The following is a 15981-nucleotide window of genomic DNA, read 5'->3' as shown; positions in this document are numbered from 1 at the left end:
TCGGCCCCTGTCATCGGGGGCCTTATGCTTAACATTGTCTTGTTTGAACCAGAAATTCCGCCGAATACCGGCAATATCATCCGCCTGTGTGCCAATACTGGCTTTCAGCTTCATCTGATTCAGCCGCTTGGTTTTGCCTGGGATGACAAGCGTTTACGCCGCGCCGGGCTGGATTACCACGAATTTACTGCCATTAAATTCCACGCCGACTATCAGGCGTTTATCGCCTCAGAGTCGCCTGAGCGTCTGTTTGCGCTGACGACCAAAGGTACGCCCGCACACAGTGCCGTAGCGTATCAGGCTGGCGATTATCTGCTGTTTGGCCCGGAGAGCCGTGGACTTCCGGCTGAGATCTTAGCGGCTTTACCGGCTCAGCAGAAAATCCGTATCCCGATGAAAGCGGAAAGCCGCAGTATGAATTTGTCGAACGCCGTCTCGGTGGTGGTCTATGAAGCGTGGCGCCAGCTTGATTATGCGGGCGCGCTGATTAAAGACTAGATGCCGTCGCCAAACTGAAAACCCGCCAGGCTGCCATTAAAGTGCTGATCCATATCCATCGACGGCTTTTCACTGCCTGGCTTACCAACGATTCGCGCGGGTACGCCTGCTGCAGTGGTGTGCGGCGGCACGGGCTGTAACACCACGGAACCGGCACCGATTTTGGCTCCCTTGCCAACTTCAATATTGCCCAGGACTTTCGCACCGGCACCAATCATCACCCCTTCACGGATTTTCGGGTGACGATCGCCGCTGGTTTTGCCGGTTCCGCCCAGCGTAACCGATTGCAGGATCGAGACATCATTCTCAACCACGGCGGTTTCACCAATCACAATGCCTGTGGCATGGTCGAGCATGATGCCGTGGCCGATGTTGGCGGCGGGATGAATATCGACGGCAAAGGAGACGGAGATTTCATTCTGCAGATAAACCGCCAGCGCGCGCCGGCCTTCATTCCACAGCCAGTGACCAATGCGGTAGGCCTGTAAGGCGTGAAAACCTTTGAGGTAGAGCAGCGGCGTGGAGTATTTATCGACTGCCGGGTCACGCTGACGCACCGCCTGAATATCGTACGCCGCTGACATAATCATCGACGGATCTTCACGGTAGGCTTCTTCAACGATTTCACGAATGGCGATGGCGGGCATAATCGGGTTAGCCAGCTTGTTGGCCAGCATATAACTCAGTGCACTACCGAGATTTTCATGCTTGAGCAATGTCGCGTGGAAGAAGCTGGCCAGCATCGGCTCACAATCAGCCAGGGCGCGCGCTTCTGCTTTGATATTATTCCAGACCAGTTCTAACTCATCAGACGACATTGCTGTTTTCTCCCGATAAAAAAAGCGCCTGAATGGGCGCTGCAGGTGATTATGCTACGCGTCCTGCGTTAGCCAGTGCTGTTTTCGTCCTTCCTTGTTCGTCCCAGCAGACTCAATGCTGCATCTCTCGCCGGTTTTTCGCAATACAGCACCTGATAAATCTGCTCGGTGATCGGCATTTCCACACCAAAACGGGCAGCCAATGCTTTGACTTCTTTGGTGTTTCTGTAGCCTTCTACAACTTGTCCGATAATGCGTTGCGCGCTATCTACATCCTCGCCCTGGCCCAGCATCATGCCAAAACGACGGTTACGTGACTGATTATCGGTACAGGTCAGCACCAGATCGCCCAGACCCGCCATCCCCATAAAGGTGGTGGGATCGGCACCCAGCGCGGCGCCCAGCCGGCTCATTTCAGCCAGACCACGGGTGATCAGTGCGGTACGTGCATTCGCGCCAAAACCAATCCCGTCAGAGATCCCGGCACCGATAGCAATCACGTTTTTTACCGCACCGCCCAGCTGTACGCCGATGAAGTCAGGGTTGTTATAAACGCGGAAGCTCTTACCGCAGTGCAGCTTCTGCTGCAGATCCTCAGCAAACTGCGCATCCGTTGCGGCCAGCGCGATAGCCGTCGGTAATCCGGCAGCCAGCTCTTTCGCAAAGGTCGGTCCGGAGATCACGGCCAGCGGAATAGCATCGCCGACAATTTCCCGCGCCACATCCTGCAGCAGGCGTCCGGTCTCTTTTTCCAGCCCTTTGGTCGCCCAGACAATACGCGAGTCGGATCGCAGATGAGGCTTGATCTGCTGCAGCACCTCGCCAAACACATGACTCGGCACCACGATCAATAAATCGCGGCTGGCAGCAATAGCTTTAGTCAGATCAGGTTCAAGAGAAAGATGGTCGGGGAACGGGACATCAGGCAGGAAAGCGGTGTTGCAACGGTCACTCTGAAGCTGCGCCAGATGCGCCGGGTTATGTCCCCACAACAGCACCGGATGGCCGTTACGGGCCAGCGTAATCGCCAAAGCGGTGCCGTATGAACCGGCACCGATGACGCTAATCGAAGCGTGAGTTGTCATCAGGCATCCTGATGTGGTTCAGCACCTTCTTCACCTTGCTGCTGCTGCAGGTAGTTCATGAACAGCGCATCAAAGTTAACCGGTGCCAGGTTCAGCTGCGGGAAGGTACCACGTGATACCAGGCTGGTAATGCATTCGCGTGCGTACGGGAACAGGATGTTCGGGCAGTATGCGCCCAGGCAATGTGCCATCTGCGTTCCTTCGATACCGCTGATGGTGAAAATACCGGCCTGCTGAACTTCACACAGGAAAGCGGTTTCTTCGCCCACGGTGGCGGTTACAGTCACACGAAGTACCACTTCGTAAACTTCGTCAGCCAGCTGAGAAGATGCAGTGTCCAGATCCAGTTTAACGTCCGGTTCCCACTCTTTCTGGAAAACCTGTGGTGCATTTGGCGCTTCAAAAGAGATGTCTTTGGTGAATACGCGCTGAATCTGGAATTGCATTTCGTTGGTGTTATGTTCTGACATGTGACCAAATCCTATGTATGAGATTGTCCGGCGTAAAATTACGCCTGCAGTAAGGGATCTAAACCTTCGCGATTATCGAGTGCGAATAAGTCGTCGCAGCCACCAATGTGCTGCGCATCAATAAAAATCTGAGGCACGGTGGTGCGGCCGCTACGCTTGATCATCTCTTCGCGTTTCGCCATGTCTCCATCAATGGGGATCTCCTGAAACGATACGCCTTTTTGCGTTAACAGCGCCTTCGCCCGATGGCAGTAAGGGCAAGTCGCCTTGGTATACACTTCAACATTTGCCATGATCAGCACCTCTGTAAGATTATTTGCCGCGAACTAACGGCAGATTTTCGCCGCTCCAGCCACTGATACCATCTTTCAGCACTGAAACCCGCTCAAAGCCGGCCGCGCTGAGATGCGCAGCAGAATCACCCGCGCTTTGTCCGGTTGCACACACCACAATTATGGGCTGCGCTTTATGCTTTGCCAGTTCGTCGATGTTGCCTTTTTTAATCTCAGCGGCTGCGACATTCAGCGCACCTGAAATATGGCCTCTGCGGAAATCGTCGCGCGAACGCACGTCTACAACTACCGCGTCCTCTTTATTAATCAGGCGGGTTGCTTCACCGCGGCTGATCGTTTTTACCTTAGAGAACATTCCTTTAACGGTAGTCACAATCACCAGAACGAGTAAAACGACCCATGCCAGACTCAGGATGGGGTGATTGCTTGCAAACTGCATAATTTCTTGCATGAGGGGTAACGACTCCAGACCGGGCTAATAAGCTAAAACAAGGGTTCTGAGTATACCTGCGCCACTTCGCATGTACAGATGCTATGCGGCCAGAGTATCGATTTGTGCTTCATTTTCCAAAAAAAGTGGCTGAATAGCAAAAATGGCGTAAGGCTTAATCCATGTCATTGTGAAAGTGGACATAACTGGAAAAGCAAATGCCAGTGGGGAGCACTGGTAAGCGGCGGTTCATCGTGGAATAATCATTGGCCTATGAAGGGAAAAACAACCGTTTCGCACACAAGGACCCGTCCCAACGGCGATAACCTGCCGTTGTTCACACACTTGTCCAGCCTCTCCCTTAGCCTGCTTTGTGCGGGGGCACTGTTATTGCCTGCCGCCGCCGTTAGTGCAGAAGACAGCAAATCTCAGCTGCAATCTATTCAGCAAAACATCGCTGAAAAAGAGAAAAGCGTTAAGGCGCAAAAGTTGCAGCGCAGCAAATTACTGGATCAGTTGCAGAGCCAGGAAAAAATCATCGCTCAGGCGAGCCGTCAGTTGCGTGACACCCGCAATAGCCTCAACGCCCTGAATGACGAAATCAAACAGCTTGCCACCTCCATCGCCCGCCTTGAAAAACAGCAAACCCAACAGGAAAACCTGCTTTCAGAGCAGCTTGATGCGGCGTTTCGTCAGGGTAAGCACAACGGTGTACAGCTGTTGATGGGCGGTGAAGAGAGTCAGCGCAGCGAGCGTATTCTGGCCTATTTCGGCTATCTGAATGCGGCGCGCCAGAAAAGTATCGAATCGCTGCAACAGACGCGTCAGGATTTGGCTCAGCAACGCGCCACGCTGGAGCAGAAGCAACAGCAGCAGAAAGGCTTATTAGCGCAGCAGCAGGGCCAGCAGCAGAAGCTGCAACAGGCGAGCGAAGCGCGGAAAAAAACCCTGACGACACTGGAAAGCGCGCTGGAAAAAGATCAGGCCGATCTGGTCGAGATGCGTCAGAACGAAAGCCGTCTGCAGGATAAGATCGCCCGTGCGGAACGCGAGGCGCGCGAGCGCGCCGCCCGTGAAGCGCGTGAGGCGGAAAAAGTGCGTCAGCGTCAGGCGCAGGCGAAAGCCAAAGGCTCCAGCTATCAGCCGACCCAGAGCGAACGCGAACTGGTGGCGCGCACCGGTGGACTTGGTCGCGCGGGCGGGCAGGCCTTGTGGCCGGTACGCGGACGCATTGAACATCGTTTTGGTGAACAGCTGCAGGGTGAACTGCGCTGGAAAGGACTGGTGATTGATGCGCGCGAAGGTACCGAGGTGAAAGCTATCGCCGATGGCCGCGTGCTGATGGCCGACTGGTTACAGGGCTACGGCCTGGTGGTCGTGCTGGAACATGGTAAAGGCGATATGAGCTTGTATGGCTATAACCAAAGTGCGCTGGTGAGCGTGGGTACGCAGGTGAAGGCAGGACAGCCTATCGCACTGGTGGGCACCAGTGGTGGCCGCGGTACTCCGTCGCTCTATTTTGAAATCCGACGTCAGGGACAGGCCGTCAATCCACTCCCGTGGTTAGGAAAATAGGTTTTGCTGCAACTTCGAAAAATCCCCGTTCTGTTGAGCGCCCTGCTGTTCAGCTACGCTGCGCAGGCGGGCAAACTGGCCATTGTCATCGATGACGTAGGCTATCGCCCTGCCGAAGAGAACAAGGTCCTGCAGATGCCGCAGGCCATTTCAGTGGCGGTTTTGCCCAACGCGCCACATGCCCGTGAAATGGCCACCAAAGCGCACCAGAGTGGTCACGAAGTGTTGATCCATCTGCCCATGGCGCCGCTGAGCAAACAGCCACTGGAAAAAGATACCTTAACGCCGGAGATGAGCAGCGAAGAAGTTACCCGCATCATGCGCAATGCGGTTAACAACGTGCCTTATGCCGTAGGTCTGAACAACCATATGGGCAGCAGGATGACCTCCAGCCTGCCCGGCATGCAGAAAGTGATGCAGGCGCTGAACCACTACAATCTCTACTTTCTGGATAGCATGACCATCGCTAACAGTCAGGCTGTTCCTGCCGCACAGGGCACCCAGGTCAGGGTATTAAAACGCCGGGTATTTCTGGATGACAGCCAGGATATTAATGCCATCCGCCAGCAGTTCAGTCGGGCGGTGAAACTGGCGCAGCGCGACGGTTACGCCATTGCCATTGGTCATCCCCACCCTAACACCGTGCGGGTGCTGCAGCAGATGTTACCCACATTGCCAGCCGACGTTACGCTGGTTCGTCCCAGTCAGCTGCTGAACGAATCACTGCACAGCGGCTCACGGCCGCCTGTGGCGCCGGCAAAACCGGTGACACCGCGCTTCCAGCCTGCAGACCTGTGTAAACCGAAACAGCCTCTGGCGCCGGTTCCTGCCACCCGAGCCTTAACGGTAATAGCGGAAAGTGTGAATAACAGCCCGCTGTTTAACACGCTAAAAAATCTGTTCTGAATTTGCTATGAATGCTAAGTGTTCAGCTTAGCGTTCATTTATACGCAGAAATTACTATAATCCTGGGTCGGGCAATAACAGGCTGTGCAGGAACAGTGATAGGGATGACGATTATTAAACAAAAAATCCTGCTGCTGGATAACGGCAGAGAGTGGGGCGGCGGCACCAACAGTATGCTGGAGCTGTTGAAGCGTATCGATCGTCAAAAGTTTGATATCACCTGCTGCTTCTATCACAACTACAGCCGTGGCAACGACGAAACCATTGAGGCCACGCTGAATGCGCTGGCTATCCCGGTCTTTTTTATTCCGCAAATCAGGCAACCACGCTGGGCAAAGTTTGTTAAAGAAGTCGCGCGGGCACTGCTGTTTTTTAATAAAAAGCTCAAGAAGCGCGCCATCGATCAGATTGATACACACTGGCGCATTATGCCCAATGCCAGCAAAATCAACTCACTGCTGCAGCTGGGGAAGTTTGACACGCTCTATATGAATAACCAGCCCAGCACCAATGTGGAAGGTTATCTGGCGGCGCGCAGCCTGGATGTTGCGGTAGTGCAACACTGCCGTATCGATCCGGTTCTGGAACCGCGGCTTGTCAGCATGGTCAATCAGGATTGCCAGGCGATCATTGCCGTGTCGCAGGGCGTGAATAACACCCTGCGCAGCCACGGTGTTGATGCGGAACGCTGTTTTACCGTCAATAACGCTATCGACATCCACCAGCCTCTGCCCGACCGCCTTGAAGTACGCCAGCGCTTTAAACTCTCCCCTTCGACTTTTGTGTTTGGCACGATCGGCTCGCTGATATTGCGTAAATCTAATCACCATATTCTGCAGGCACTGGGCCGTTTTAAACGTGCTAATCCCGATGCCGACTGGAAGATGGTGGTGGTCGGAGCGGGTCCGGAACTTCAGCATCTGCTGCAACTCGCTACCGCAGAGAACATCCAGCAGCATGTGGTCTTTACGGGCTTTCAGAACAACGCGCTGGATTACCTCACCGCCTTTGATGCGTTTATTCTTGCCTCACGCAGTGAGGGCTTACCAAGGGTTGTGCTGGAGGCGATGCTGGTGAATACCGCCGTAGTGGGATCCCGCGTGGTCGGCACTGCCGAATTGATCAGTCATGACGAAACCGGGCTGCTGTTTGATTATGGCAACGTGGTGCAACTGACCCAGCATCTGACCGCGCTGTGGCAGGATGCGGATTTACGTCAACGCCTGATCAATGCGGCAGCGAAACGCGTACGTGAACAGTACGCTATTGAAACTTATATCAGCGGCGTCGAGAATATTTTGCAAAGCGTCGTGGAAAAGAAACCTCATGCTTAATTTTTTAAATCCCCGTTATCGCCATATCAGGGCGAGTCATAACCTGCCTTATTCGCAAAAAGAGGTTCAGGGCACTGTACCGGTCACTTCTGTCGTGATCCCCTGCACCGGCGCGGACTTTATTGAAGAAGCCCTGCTCAGTGCCGATTTTGCGGCACGCTTTGCGACAGAGGCTGAAGAGATCGTAATTGTCAGCGATCAGCCGGCTCACGCCTTTGGCAGCCTGCCAGTAAAAACCCGCGTGGCGACGCTGGATGTCCCGCATCGGGAAGAGAGCTATCGCTACAAGCAGATCTATCGCAGTCGTTTGATTAAATTGCAGGCGCCCTTACAGGCAAAAGGCGACGGCATTCTGATGATCGATTCCGACCTGAATCTGCTGAAAATGCCTGATATCCGGATGAAGCCAGGCCATCTCTACTCCAGCTTCCGTCAGGGCAAGATGATTGCCAAGCTGGAAGGCGCGCCTGAAGAGTCGATTCCCGCCTATTATCTGCCCAGTATTCGTCCTTACCTGGTCGACCATGTAAACAGTGCTTATCTGGCGGCGACACGGGAGGTCTGGCAGCGTATTTCACCGCTGTGGCTGACGCTGTTTAATGATACCTGGAATTTAATGAACGACAATCAGCCACCGACCGATCAACCGCCGCTCGCGGTATTGTTGGACATGCTGGATATTAAAACCGTCAATCTGGGCGAATGGGCTAACTGGCCGGTATCAAAGAAAATTGGCGGTCAGTCGGCGGTGATCCCGCCTGAAGTGGTAGGCGCACATGGCGGCTTTCCGCTGTCGGAATGGCAAAAATACCTCGCCGATCCGCAACAGCCGCTGAACTTTAAAGGCCAGGACTACACGCGCAAAGTGCGCTACCTGACCGATGAAGAGAAAAAACAAAGCTAATCATGCGGCCGCCCTGGCGGCCGTTGTTTTAATCCCAGCTCAGTATCACCTTTCCCGAGCGTCCAGAACGCATCTCATCAAAGCCCTGCTGGAAATCGTCGATTCCATAGCGATGGGTAATAACCGGCGTTAAATCAAGCCCGGACTGGATCAGCGCCGCCATTTTATACCAGGTTTCAAACATCTCCCGGCCATAAATGCCCTTGATAAAAAGCCCTTTGAAGATCACCTGGTTCCAGTCGATCGCCATTTCACCCGGCGGGATGCCCAGCAGTGCAATCCGCCCTCCGTGATTCATTACCTCCAGCAATGAACGGAAGGCAGGCGGTGCACCAGACATCTCCAGTCCGACATCGAATCCCTCCGTCATGCCCAGCGAGTGCATCACGTCTCGCAGATCCTCATTCGCCACATTGACCGCGCGCGTGACGCCCATTTTGCGCGCCAGTGCCAGACGATACTCATTGATGTCCGTGATCACCACGTTGCGTGCGCCGACATGGCGACAGACCGCGGCGGCCATGATGCCGATAGGACCCGCGCCGGAGATCAGCACATCCTCACCCACCAGATCGAACGATAGCGCGGTATGCACGGCGTTGCCGAATGGATCAAAGATTGCCGCCAGCTCATCGGAAATGTTGTCGGGAATTTTGAACGCATTGAAGGCCGGGATAACCAGATACTCCGCAAAGCAGCCCTGCCGATTAACGCCTACACCCATTGTGTTCCGGCATAAATGGGTTCGCCCGGCACGGCAATTACGGCAATGTCCGCAGGTAATGTGCCCCTCGCCCGAGACCCGATCGCCAATCGTAAAGCCTTTCACTTCCTGTCCTATCGCAACCACTTCCCCCACATATTCATGACCGACAATCATCGGTACCGGAATGGTTTTGCGCGACCAGTCATCCCAGTTGTAGATATGGACATCGGTACCGCAGATAGCGGTTTTGCGAATCTTAATCAGCAAATCGTTGTGGCCCGGCTCCGGAACCGGCGCATCGGTCACCATCCAGATGCCCGTTTCCTTCTTCAGTTTGGCGAGTGCTTTCATGACGGACTCCTCAGGCGATAACGCCCAGTTGTTTGCCGATACGGGTAAAGGCCGCCACCGCACGTTCCAGCTGTTGCTGGGTATGCGCCGCAGAGATTTGGGTGCGAATGCGTGCCTGACCTTTTGGCACCACCGGATAGAAGAAGCCGGTAACGTAGATGCCTTCCTGTTGCAGCAGGCGGGCGAACTCCTGGGCGACGCTGGCTTCACCCAGCATCACCGGGATAATGGCGTGATCGGCTCCCGCCAGCGTAAAGCCCGCCGCCGTCATCTGCTCCCGGAAGTAACGGGCGTTGTCCCACAGACGCTGACGCAGCCCGTCGCCTTTACTGAGCAGATCCAGCACCCGCAGCGAGGCGGCAACAATGGCCGGGGCCAGCGAGTTAGAGAACAGATAGGGACGGGAACGCTGGCGCAGCCACTCCACCACTTCTGCTTTTGCGGCGGTGTAGCCACCGGAGGCGCCACCCAGCGCTTTACCCAGCGTGCCGGTAATGATGTCGACCCGGCCCATCACATCGCAATATTCATGGGTTCCGCGTCCGGCGTTCCCGACAAAGCCCACCGCATGGGAATCATCCACCATCACCAGCGCAGAGAACTCGTCGGCCAGATCGCAGATAGCGGGCAGATTCGCAATCACCCCATCCATTGAGAAGACCCCATCGGTGGCGATCAGAATATGACGCGCGCCTTTATCGCGCGCTTCCTGCAAGCAGGCGCGCAGCTGCGCCATATCGTTATTGGCATAGCGGTAACGCTGCGCTTTGCACAGCCGGACGCCATCGATAATGGAAGCGTGGTTCAGTGCATCAGAGATGACGGCATCCTGCGCATCGAGCAGGGTTTCAAACAGACCGCCATTGGCATCGAAACAGGAGGAGTAAAGAATGGCATCCTCCATGCCGAGAAAGTCTGCCAGCCGCTTTTCCAGCTGCTTATGACTATCCTGCGTGCCGCAAATAAAGCGCACCGACGCCATACCAAAACCATGCGAATCCATCCCCTCTTTTGCCGCCTGAATCAGCGCCGGATGGTTCGCTAAACCTAAGTAGTTATTGGCACAGAAGTTAATCACCGCCGGGTTATCGCCAACCGCGATCTCCGTCTGCTGGGCAGAGGTGATGATCCGCTCCTGTTTAAACAGTCCTTCCTGACGTGCATCATCAAGTTGCTGACGAAGTTGTTGATAAAATTGCGCAGGCATCATTGCTCTCCTCAGATGGCAAAAATCTGGCATATCTTACTGAACATGCCGCTTCTTCACGATAAATCGCCCAACAGAATGTCATTTTTGCAGCATAGTTCACGCCACAAGGATGTACGCACAAAGCGTTACAGAGTCATCTGGCTGTCTGCACCCTGATGAAATGTTATGATGTGAGGTATTCGTGTGTGAAACCTCCTGTTTCACCCCACAACGTTGAAGGTAACAACATGATTATCGTAACTGGCGGCGCAGGAATGATTGGCAGCAACATCGTCAAAGCGCTGAACGATCGCGGTCACACCGACATTCTGGTGGTGGATAATCTGAAGGATGGCACCAAGTTTGCCAATTTAGTCGACCTGGATATCGTCGATTACATGGACAAAGAAGAGTTCCTGATGAGCGTGATGGCGGGCGATGATTTAGGCCCGATCGAAGCGGTGTTCCATCAGGGCGCCTGCTCCTCCACCACCGAGTGGGATGGCAAGTACATGATGGAGAACAACTATCAGTACTCCAAAGAGCTGCTGCACTTCTGTCTTGAGCGCGAGATCCCGTTCCTCTACGCCTCTTCCGCAGCGACCTACGGCGGACGCAACGAGAATTTCATTGAAGAGCGTCAGTATGAGCAGCCGCTTAATGTTTATGGCTACTCTAAGATGCTGTTCGACCATTACGTCCGTCAGATGCTGCCGGAAGCGAACTCGCCGGTATGCGGCTTCCGCTATTTCAACGTCTATGGACCGCGTGAAGGCCACAAGGGCAGCATGGCAAGCGTGGCATTCCATCTGAACACGCAGATCAGCAACGATGAAAATCCAAAACTGTTTGAAGGCAGCGACGGCTTTAAACGTGATTTCATCCACGTTGATGATGTTGCGGAAGTGAACCTGTGGTGCTGGGAAAATGGCGTCTCCGGGATTTACAACTGTGGCACAGGCCGCGCCGAGTCCTTCCAGGAAGTGGCTGACGCAGTACTGAAGTTCCACCAGAAAGGTCAGATCGAGTACATCCCGTTCCCGGAAAAACTCAAAGGACGGTACCAGGCCTATACTCAGGCCGATCTCACTAAGCTGCGTGCGGCCGGCTACGACAAGCCATTTAAAACGGTGGCGCAGGGCGTCGCTGACTATATGGTCTGGCTGAACCGTAACGCATAAAGGAAGCTGCTCCGGCGATGAAAATTCTGGTAATCGGCCCGTCGTGGGTCGGCGATATGATGATGTCGCAAAGTCTCTATCGCACCCTCAAGGCCGAACATCCCGATGCGGTGATTGACGTGATGGCACCTGCATGGTGCCGTCCGTTGTTGTCACGCATGCCGGAGGTGAATCAGGCGCTGGCGATGCCACTTGGGCATGGCGCACTGGAAATCGGTAAGCGTCGCCGGTTGGGCAAAGTGCTGCGCGCCAGTCACTACGACCGTGCTTATGTGCTGCCTAACTCCTTCAAGTCGGCGCTGGTCCCCTTCTTTGCCGGAATAAAACGCCGCGTCGGCTGGCGCGGTGAAATGCGCTATGGCCTGCTGAATGATTTGCGCGTGCTGGATAAAGCCGCGTTTCCGCTGATGGTTGAGCGCTACGTTGCGCTGGGCTACGACACACCTGTTGCGTCGGCGGCGCAGCTGCCACAGCCGCTGTTGTGGCCAAAACTGCAGGTTGAAGAGCAGGAAAAAATTGAAACGGCCACCCAGTTTCAGCTCGCCGCGACCCGTCCGGTCATCGGTTTTTGTCCGGGCGCTGAATTTGGTCCGGCCAAACGCTGGCCGCACTATCACTACGCCACGCTGGCCCGCCAGTTGATTGCTGAAGGCTTTCAGATCGTGCTGTTTGGCTCCGCCAAAGATCGCCCGACCGGCGAAGAGATTATCGCGGCGCTGCCCGAAGAGGCTCGCGGCCACTGCCGTAATCTGGCGGGTGAAACCCAGCTGGAACAGGCGGTGATTCTGCTGGCACAATGCCGTGCCGTGGTCAGCAACGACTCCGGCCTGATGCATATCGCCGCGGCGCTGGATCGTCCACTGGTGGCGCTCTATGGACCAAGCAGTCCTGACTTTACGCCGCCGCTGGCAAAGCAGGCGCGAATTATTCGCCTGATTACCGGCTATCACAAAGTGCGCAAAGGCGATGCCGAACAGGGCTATCACCAGAGCCTGATCGATATTCAGCCTGAACGTGTACATCAGACGCTGAGCGAACTGCTCGCGCCACAGGAGGTGCCATGCACGTCCTGATTGTTAAAACTTCGTCAATGGGCGATGTGCTGCATTCGCTCCCGGCACTGACCGATGCAATGCATGCCATTCCCGGCATCCGTTTCGACTGGGTAGTGGAAGAGAATTTCGCACAGATTCCTGGCTGGCATCCCGCAGTAGATAAGGTGTTACCGGTTGCGATTCGCCGCTGGCGCAAACACTGGTTTGGCAGTCAGCAGCGTGAAGAGCGCGTGCTGTTTAAGCGCGCGTTACAGTCACGTGAGTACGATATCGTGATTGATGCACAGGGCCTGATCAAAAGTGCCGCGCTGGTCACCCGCTTATCGAAAGGGGTGAAACATGGGCAGGACAGCCGTAGCGCGCGTGAGCCGTTCGCCAGCTGGTGGTATGACATCCGCCATGAGGTCAGTAAGCGACAGCACGCGGTTGAGCGGACGCGCGAACTGTTCGCCAAAAGCCTGGGCTATGAAAAGCCGCAAAGTCAGGGTGACTACGCGATTGCCGGACACTTTCTGCATCATCTGCCCGCTGACGCACATCATTACCTGGTCTTTCTGCATGCCACAACGCGTGACAACAAGCACTGGCCGGAATCACACTGGCGACAGCTGATTGAGCAGATGCAGCCCAGCGGGTTGCGGGTGAAATTGCCCTGGGGTGCTGAACATGAGCATCAGCGTGCGCAGCGCCTTGCAGAAGGATTTGAGCATGTCGATGTACTGCCTAAGCTGACGCTGGAAGCGATAGCACAACAGCTGGCGGGCGCACGCGCGGTGGTCTCAGTGGACACCGGATTGAGCCATCTGACGGCGGCACTGGATCGCCCCAACCTCACGCTGTATGGTCCGACCGATCCTGGACTGATTGGCGGTTACGGGCAGAACCAACAGGCACTGAGCGCCCCGAATCATAATCTGGCAGAGCTGACTGCTGACACGGTGGCAGAGAAACTGCGGGCCGTTATTACGGAAAACATGCCATGAACTATGTGCTGATCTACCTGCTGTTGCTGCCTTTCCGGGCCATAATGCGGCTGTTTTACCGGCCAACCGGACGCAGCCTGATCATCCAGACGGCGAAGATTGGTGATTTTATTAATATCACCCCGATGCTGCATGCGCTGGGTCAGTCTGAGTTGCTTATCAGCAAAGCGGTGGAGCCGCTGGCGCGTCACGATGACATGGTCAGCCGCTATTTCCTGATTGAAGAGGCGAAGCGCAGCTTTTTTGCCAAACTGAAGCTCGCGTTCACTCTGATGAACCGCTATGACAACGTCTATCTGGTGCAGCCAAACAGCGTGAACCTGTTTTTCGCCGCGCTCTGCAACGCATCGAACAAGCAGTTTCTGCGCACCTATGTGCGTAAGTCCTACCATAAGACCTTCTATCGCAGCGCCAGCGGAATTGTCGACCACACCAAAACGGATTTAACGCTCGACAGCTACCTGAAGCTGATTAATCGTGACTACCGCTACACCGATTTCCCTAAGCATGCGACCTCACCGCTCTGGCAGCCGCCTGCGCCACCCGCCGCGCTGCTTAATCCGCGCAGCGGTATTAAAATTGGCATCAGTATTTCTGCTGGTAACCGGGCTAAAACCATTCCTGCCAGCATCTGGCAGCAGCTGATGGCGTCGCTGGCTGACCTGCCCTGCACCTTTTATGTGTTTGGCCCACCGGCTGAGCAGCCGTGGCTGGATGAGTTACTGAGCCTGACCGGCCCGAAAGACAATATCGTCAGTCTGATTGGTGAGCTAAAACTGGAAGAGGTTCCGTGGGCCATTGCACAGATGGATTTCTACATCTCCTCTGACTCTGGCAATGCTTATATTGCGGATGCGCAGCAGATACCGGTGATCATGCTTTATGGCCCGTGTGAAGTCCGGGAACAGCGTCCGGTCAATAACGTTTTGTTTATCGGACCGGATAATATTGCTGCGTCGACGTTCGTTTTTGCCACCCGTTTTCAGTTTGATCAGCCTGCTGAAAAATTATTCGGGCTGGATCACGATAAACTGACTAGAATACAAACGTTTATTACTCATAATCTGGAATAGTGAAGCGTAATGGCAATTACCCCTCTTGCTGAGGCCGTTCAGCAAAGTCAGCTGCTGGTTAACACGCTTGCTGACACGGATGATAATCCGGTTCATGTTGCGTTTGGCATCAACTACGCCTACGCGCGTGGCCTGGGCATTACGTTGTTTTCACTTCTCAGCCATCATCCTGATACCGCTTTCCACGCCCATGTTTTTTCAGACTCGCTTTGCGAAGAGGATGTGGAAAAACTGCGTTCACTGGCCACGGGCCATCGTCTGGCGATCACGCTGCATATCTTTAACCGTGCCTGGGTTGATCAGCTGCCTGCGGTCGGACGCTATCCCAAAAGTATCCACTACCGTTTCCTGATCCCGGAAACCGTGGCGAGCTACAGCGATCGGGTGATCTATATTGATGCTGACACCCTGGTGGTGGGCGACTACTCTCCCCTGTTCACGCTGGATATCACTGATTACACGCTGGCGGCCTGTAATGACACACCGCGGGCGCGACATAACCAGTGCGCAAGGCTGGAGCTGAAGCACCACCACTATTTCAACTCCGGTTTTATGCTGATTAATATTCCACGCTGGCTCGAAAGGCAGACCACCGCGCGCATTACCGACGTGCTGGTAACGCGGGGCGCAGAGTTTGGTTTTCCCGATCAGGATGCGCTGAATATCGTGCTGGAGGATGAGGTCCTGATCCTGCCAGACCGCTATAACCACATTTACGACATCATCGCCAATAAAGTCTGGGATCACACGGGCGTGCCTGAAGAGACAGTGATGATTCACTACACCGGTAAATGCAAACCCTGGCATGCATGGGCTGGCAGCGATCTTTCCCACCGCTACTACAGCTATTACCAGCGCTCACCCTGGGCTTCACAACCGCTTGATACGCCAAAGCATTATAAAGAAATGAAGCGATTCGCCCGCGTAAAATGGCATCAGAAACAGTATGCTGAAAGCCTGAGCTGGATGATGAAGTATGTCAGTCTCAAGTTTTTTAAACAGAGTGAGCAATAGCACACTCAGGTTTATCAGATTGATGCGGGCGCTGTTATTTCAGCGCCTGACTTTCCCGTCACTTATCCCGCCAGCTGTTTGCCACGACCTCTGTAATAACGGCGCTGACAGCAAGC

Annotated in this window: 17 protein-coding genes; 10 read left to right on the top strand and 7 right to left on the bottom strand. The window is 54.7% G+C overall.

The features are described from left to right. Positions 1 to 24: 24 nt before the first annotated feature. A complete protein-coding gene (gene trmL, locus ACX8ZY_RS00710) occupies positions 25 to 498 on the top strand; it encodes a tRNA (uridine(34)/cytosine(34)/5-carboxymethylaminomethyluridine(34)-2'-O)-methyltransferase TrmL (RefSeq protein ID WP_010258223.1) in 474 nt (157 codons plus the stop codon). Here trmL and cysE read toward each other — a convergent pair. From cysE to ACX8ZY_RS00685, 5 genes are all read right to left on the bottom strand, one after another. Next, positions 495 to 1316, bottom strand: coding sequence for a serine O-acetyltransferase (gene cysE / locus ACX8ZY_RS00705; RefSeq protein WP_010258225.1), 822 nt, complete (start codon positions 1314 to 1316; stop codon positions 495 to 497). The genes trmL and cysE overlap by 4 nt on opposite strands. Before the next feature lie 68 nt (positions 1317 to 1384). After that, the gene (gene gpsA / locus ACX8ZY_RS00700; RefSeq protein ID WP_187493094.1) at positions 1385 to 2401 is read right to left on the bottom strand and encodes an NAD(P)H-dependent glycerol-3-phosphate dehydrogenase; all 1017 of its coding nucleotides are present in this window, start codon (positions 2399 to 2401) and stop codon (positions 1385 to 1387) included. Next, on the bottom strand, positions 2401 to 2871 hold the full coding sequence (gene secB / locus ACX8ZY_RS00695) for a protein-export chaperone SecB (protein ID WP_010258229.1): 471 nt from the start codon (positions 2869 to 2871) through the stop codon (positions 2401 to 2403). The genes gpsA and secB overlap by 1 nt, the downstream gene beginning before the upstream one ends. A gap of 38 nt (positions 2872 to 2909) precedes the next feature. Beyond that, entirely contained in the window at positions 2910 to 3164 is a 255-nt protein-coding gene (gene grxC, locus ACX8ZY_RS00690; protein ID WP_010258231.1) for a glutaredoxin 3, read from the bottom strand. Positions 3165 to 3183: 19 nt separating this feature from the next. Then, the gene (locus ACX8ZY_RS00685; RefSeq protein ID WP_010258234.1) at positions 3184 to 3615 is read right to left on the bottom strand and encodes a rhodanese-like domain-containing protein; all 432 of its coding nucleotides are present in this window, start codon (positions 3613 to 3615) and stop codon (positions 3184 to 3186) included. Between the two features lie 252 nt (positions 3616 to 3867). On the opposite strand from ACX8ZY_RS00685, the gene envC reads away from it, so the two are divergent. The 4 genes from envC to ACX8ZY_RS00665 all read left to right on the top strand — a co-directional run bounded on the left by envC (position 3868) and on the right by ACX8ZY_RS00665 (position 8313). Continuing rightward, positions 3868 to 5169 carry a murein hydrolase activator EnvC gene (gene envC, locus ACX8ZY_RS00680; protein ID WP_029519509.1) on the top strand — a complete coding sequence of 434 codons (1302 nt, stop codon included), beginning with the start codon at positions 3868 to 3870 and terminating at the stop codon, positions 5167 to 5169. 3 nt (positions 5170 to 5172) lie between these two features. Continuing rightward, positions 5173 to 6075: a divergent polysaccharide deacetylase family protein gene (locus ACX8ZY_RS00675; protein ID WP_052271778.1), complete on the top strand. Its 903-nt coding sequence runs from the start codon at positions 5173 to 5175 to the stop codon at positions 6073 to 6075. A gap of 104 nt (positions 6076 to 6179) precedes the next feature. After that, a complete protein-coding gene (locus ACX8ZY_RS00670; protein ID WP_154210873.1) occupies positions 6180 to 7409 on the top strand; it encodes a glycosyltransferase in 1230 nt (409 codons plus the stop codon). Further along, complete coding sequence (locus ACX8ZY_RS00665) at positions 7402 to 8313, top strand: hypothetical protein (protein ID WP_154210874.1); 912 nt, start codon at positions 7402 to 7404, stop codon at positions 8311 to 8313. Before ACX8ZY_RS00670 ends, ACX8ZY_RS00665 begins: the two co-directional genes overlap by 8 nt. A 28-nt stretch (positions 8314 to 8341) precedes the next feature. Here the strand turns inward: ACX8ZY_RS00665 and tdh are convergent, their stop codons facing one another. Together tdh and ACX8ZY_RS00655 are read right to left on the bottom strand one after the other, a co-directional pair. Further along, positions 8342 to 9370 (bottom strand): L-threonine 3-dehydrogenase, encoded by a 1029-nt coding sequence (gene tdh, locus ACX8ZY_RS00660; RefSeq protein ID WP_031591867.1) that lies wholly within the window; start codon positions 9368 to 9370, stop codon positions 8342 to 8344. Positions 9371 to 9380: 10 nt separating this feature from the next. Beyond that, positions 9381 to 10577 carry a glycine C-acetyltransferase gene (locus ACX8ZY_RS00655; RefSeq protein ID WP_158132138.1) on the bottom strand — a complete coding sequence of 399 codons (1197 nt, stop codon included), beginning with the start codon at positions 10575 to 10577 and terminating at the stop codon, positions 9381 to 9383. A gap of 230 nt (positions 10578 to 10807) precedes the next feature. Between ACX8ZY_RS00655 and rfaD the strand changes: the two genes are divergently transcribed. From rfaD to ACX8ZY_RS00630, 5 genes are read left to right on the top strand one after another with little or no spacing between them, the layout of a single operon-like run. Continuing rightward, positions 10808 to 11740 carry an ADP-glyceromanno-heptose 6-epimerase gene (gene rfaD, locus ACX8ZY_RS00650; RefSeq protein WP_010258257.1) on the top strand — a complete coding sequence of 311 codons (933 nt, stop codon included), beginning with the start codon at positions 10808 to 10810 and terminating at the stop codon, positions 11738 to 11740. A gap of 17 nt (positions 11741 to 11757) precedes the next feature. Then, positions 11758 to 12813, top strand: a complete 1056-nt coding sequence (rfaF, locus tag ACX8ZY_RS00645) for an ADP-heptose--LPS heptosyltransferase RfaF (RefSeq protein ID WP_421665168.1) — start codon at positions 11758 to 11760, stop codon at positions 12811 to 12813. Further along, positions 12801 to 13778 carry a lipopolysaccharide heptosyltransferase RfaC gene (gene rfaC, locus ACX8ZY_RS00640; protein ID WP_010258262.1) on the top strand — a complete coding sequence of 326 codons (978 nt, stop codon included), beginning with the start codon at positions 12801 to 12803 and terminating at the stop codon, positions 13776 to 13778. Before rfaF ends, rfaC begins: the two co-directional genes overlap by 13 nt. Further along, the gene (locus ACX8ZY_RS00635; RefSeq protein WP_158131284.1) at positions 13775 to 14851 is read left to right on the top strand and encodes a glycosyltransferase family 9 protein; all 1077 of its coding nucleotides are present in this window, start codon (positions 13775 to 13777) and stop codon (positions 14849 to 14851) included. The genes rfaC and ACX8ZY_RS00635 overlap by 4 nt, the downstream gene beginning before the upstream one ends. 9 nt (positions 14852 to 14860) lie before the next feature. Beyond that, complete coding sequence (locus ACX8ZY_RS00630; RefSeq protein WP_158131283.1) at positions 14861 to 15865, top strand: glycosyltransferase family 8 protein; 1005 nt, start codon at positions 14861 to 14863, stop codon at positions 15863 to 15865. Positions 15866 to 15981 lie beyond the last annotated feature (116 nt).

The organism is Pantoea sp. XAF26B01_ASV70, assembly GCF_054512635.1.
Note: the sequence above shows the minus strand (reverse complement) of the source record. Positions and strands in the feature narration are given on the sequence as shown.

What these genes read in the sequence shown, in the direction of transcription:
- ACX8ZY_RS00635 (WP_158131284.1), top strand. Translation starts at nt 13,775, where the DNA reads ATGAACTATGTGCTGATCTACCTGCTGTTGCTGCCTTTCCGGGCCATA.
- rfaC (WP_010258262.1), top strand. Translation starts at nt 12,801, where the DNA reads ATGCACGTCCTGATTGTTAAAACTTCGTCAATGGGCGATGTGCTGCAT.
- ACX8ZY_RS00670 (WP_154210873.1), top strand. Translation starts at nt 6,180, where the DNA reads ATGACGATTATTAAACAAAAAATCCTGCTGCTGGATAACGGCAGAGAG.
- ACX8ZY_RS00685 (WP_010258234.1), bottom strand. Translation starts at nt 3,615, where the DNA reads ATGCAAGAAATTATGCAGTTTGCAAGCAATCACCCCATCCTGAGTCTG.
- rfaF (WP_421665168.1), top strand. Translation starts at nt 11,758, where the DNA reads ATGAAAATTCTGGTAATCGGCCCGTCGTGGGTCGGCGATATGATGATG.
- trmL (WP_010258223.1), top strand. Translation starts at nt 25, where the DNA reads ATGCTTAACATTGTCTTGTTTGAACCAGAAATTCCGCCGAATACCGGC.
- cysE (WP_010258225.1), bottom strand. Translation starts at nt 1,316, where the DNA reads ATGTCGTCTGATGAGTTAGAACTGGTCTGGAATAATATCAAAGCAGAA.
- secB (WP_010258229.1), bottom strand. Translation starts at nt 2,871, where the DNA reads ATGTCAGAACATAACACCAACGAAATGCAATTCCAGATTCAGCGCGTA.
- ACX8ZY_RS00655 (WP_158132138.1), bottom strand. Translation starts at nt 10,577, where the DNA reads ATGCCTGCGCAATTTTATCAACAACTTCGTCAGCAACTTGATGATGCA.
- rfaD (WP_010258257.1), top strand. Translation starts at nt 10,808, where the DNA reads ATGATTATCGTAACTGGCGGCGCAGGAATGATTGGCAGCAACATCGTC.
- gpsA (WP_187493094.1), bottom strand. Translation starts at nt 2,401, where the DNA reads ATGACAACTCACGCTTCGATTAGCGTCATCGGTGCCGGTTCATACGGC.
- envC (WP_029519509.1), top strand. Translation starts at nt 3,868, where the DNA reads ATGAAGGGAAAAACAACCGTTTCGCACACAAGGACCCGTCCCAACGGC.
- tdh (WP_031591867.1), bottom strand. Translation starts at nt 9,370, where the DNA reads ATGAAAGCACTCGCCAAACTGAAGAAGGAAACGGGCATCTGGATGGTG.
- ACX8ZY_RS00630 (WP_158131283.1), top strand. Translation starts at nt 14,861, where the DNA reads ATGGCAATTACCCCTCTTGCTGAGGCCGTTCAGCAAAGTCAGCTGCTG.
- grxC (WP_010258231.1), bottom strand. Translation starts at nt 3,164, where the DNA reads ATGGCAAATGTTGAAGTGTATACCAAGGCGACTTGCCCTTACTGCCAT.
- ACX8ZY_RS00665 (WP_154210874.1), top strand. Translation starts at nt 7,402, where the DNA reads ATGCTTAATTTTTTAAATCCCCGTTATCGCCATATCAGGGCGAGTCAT.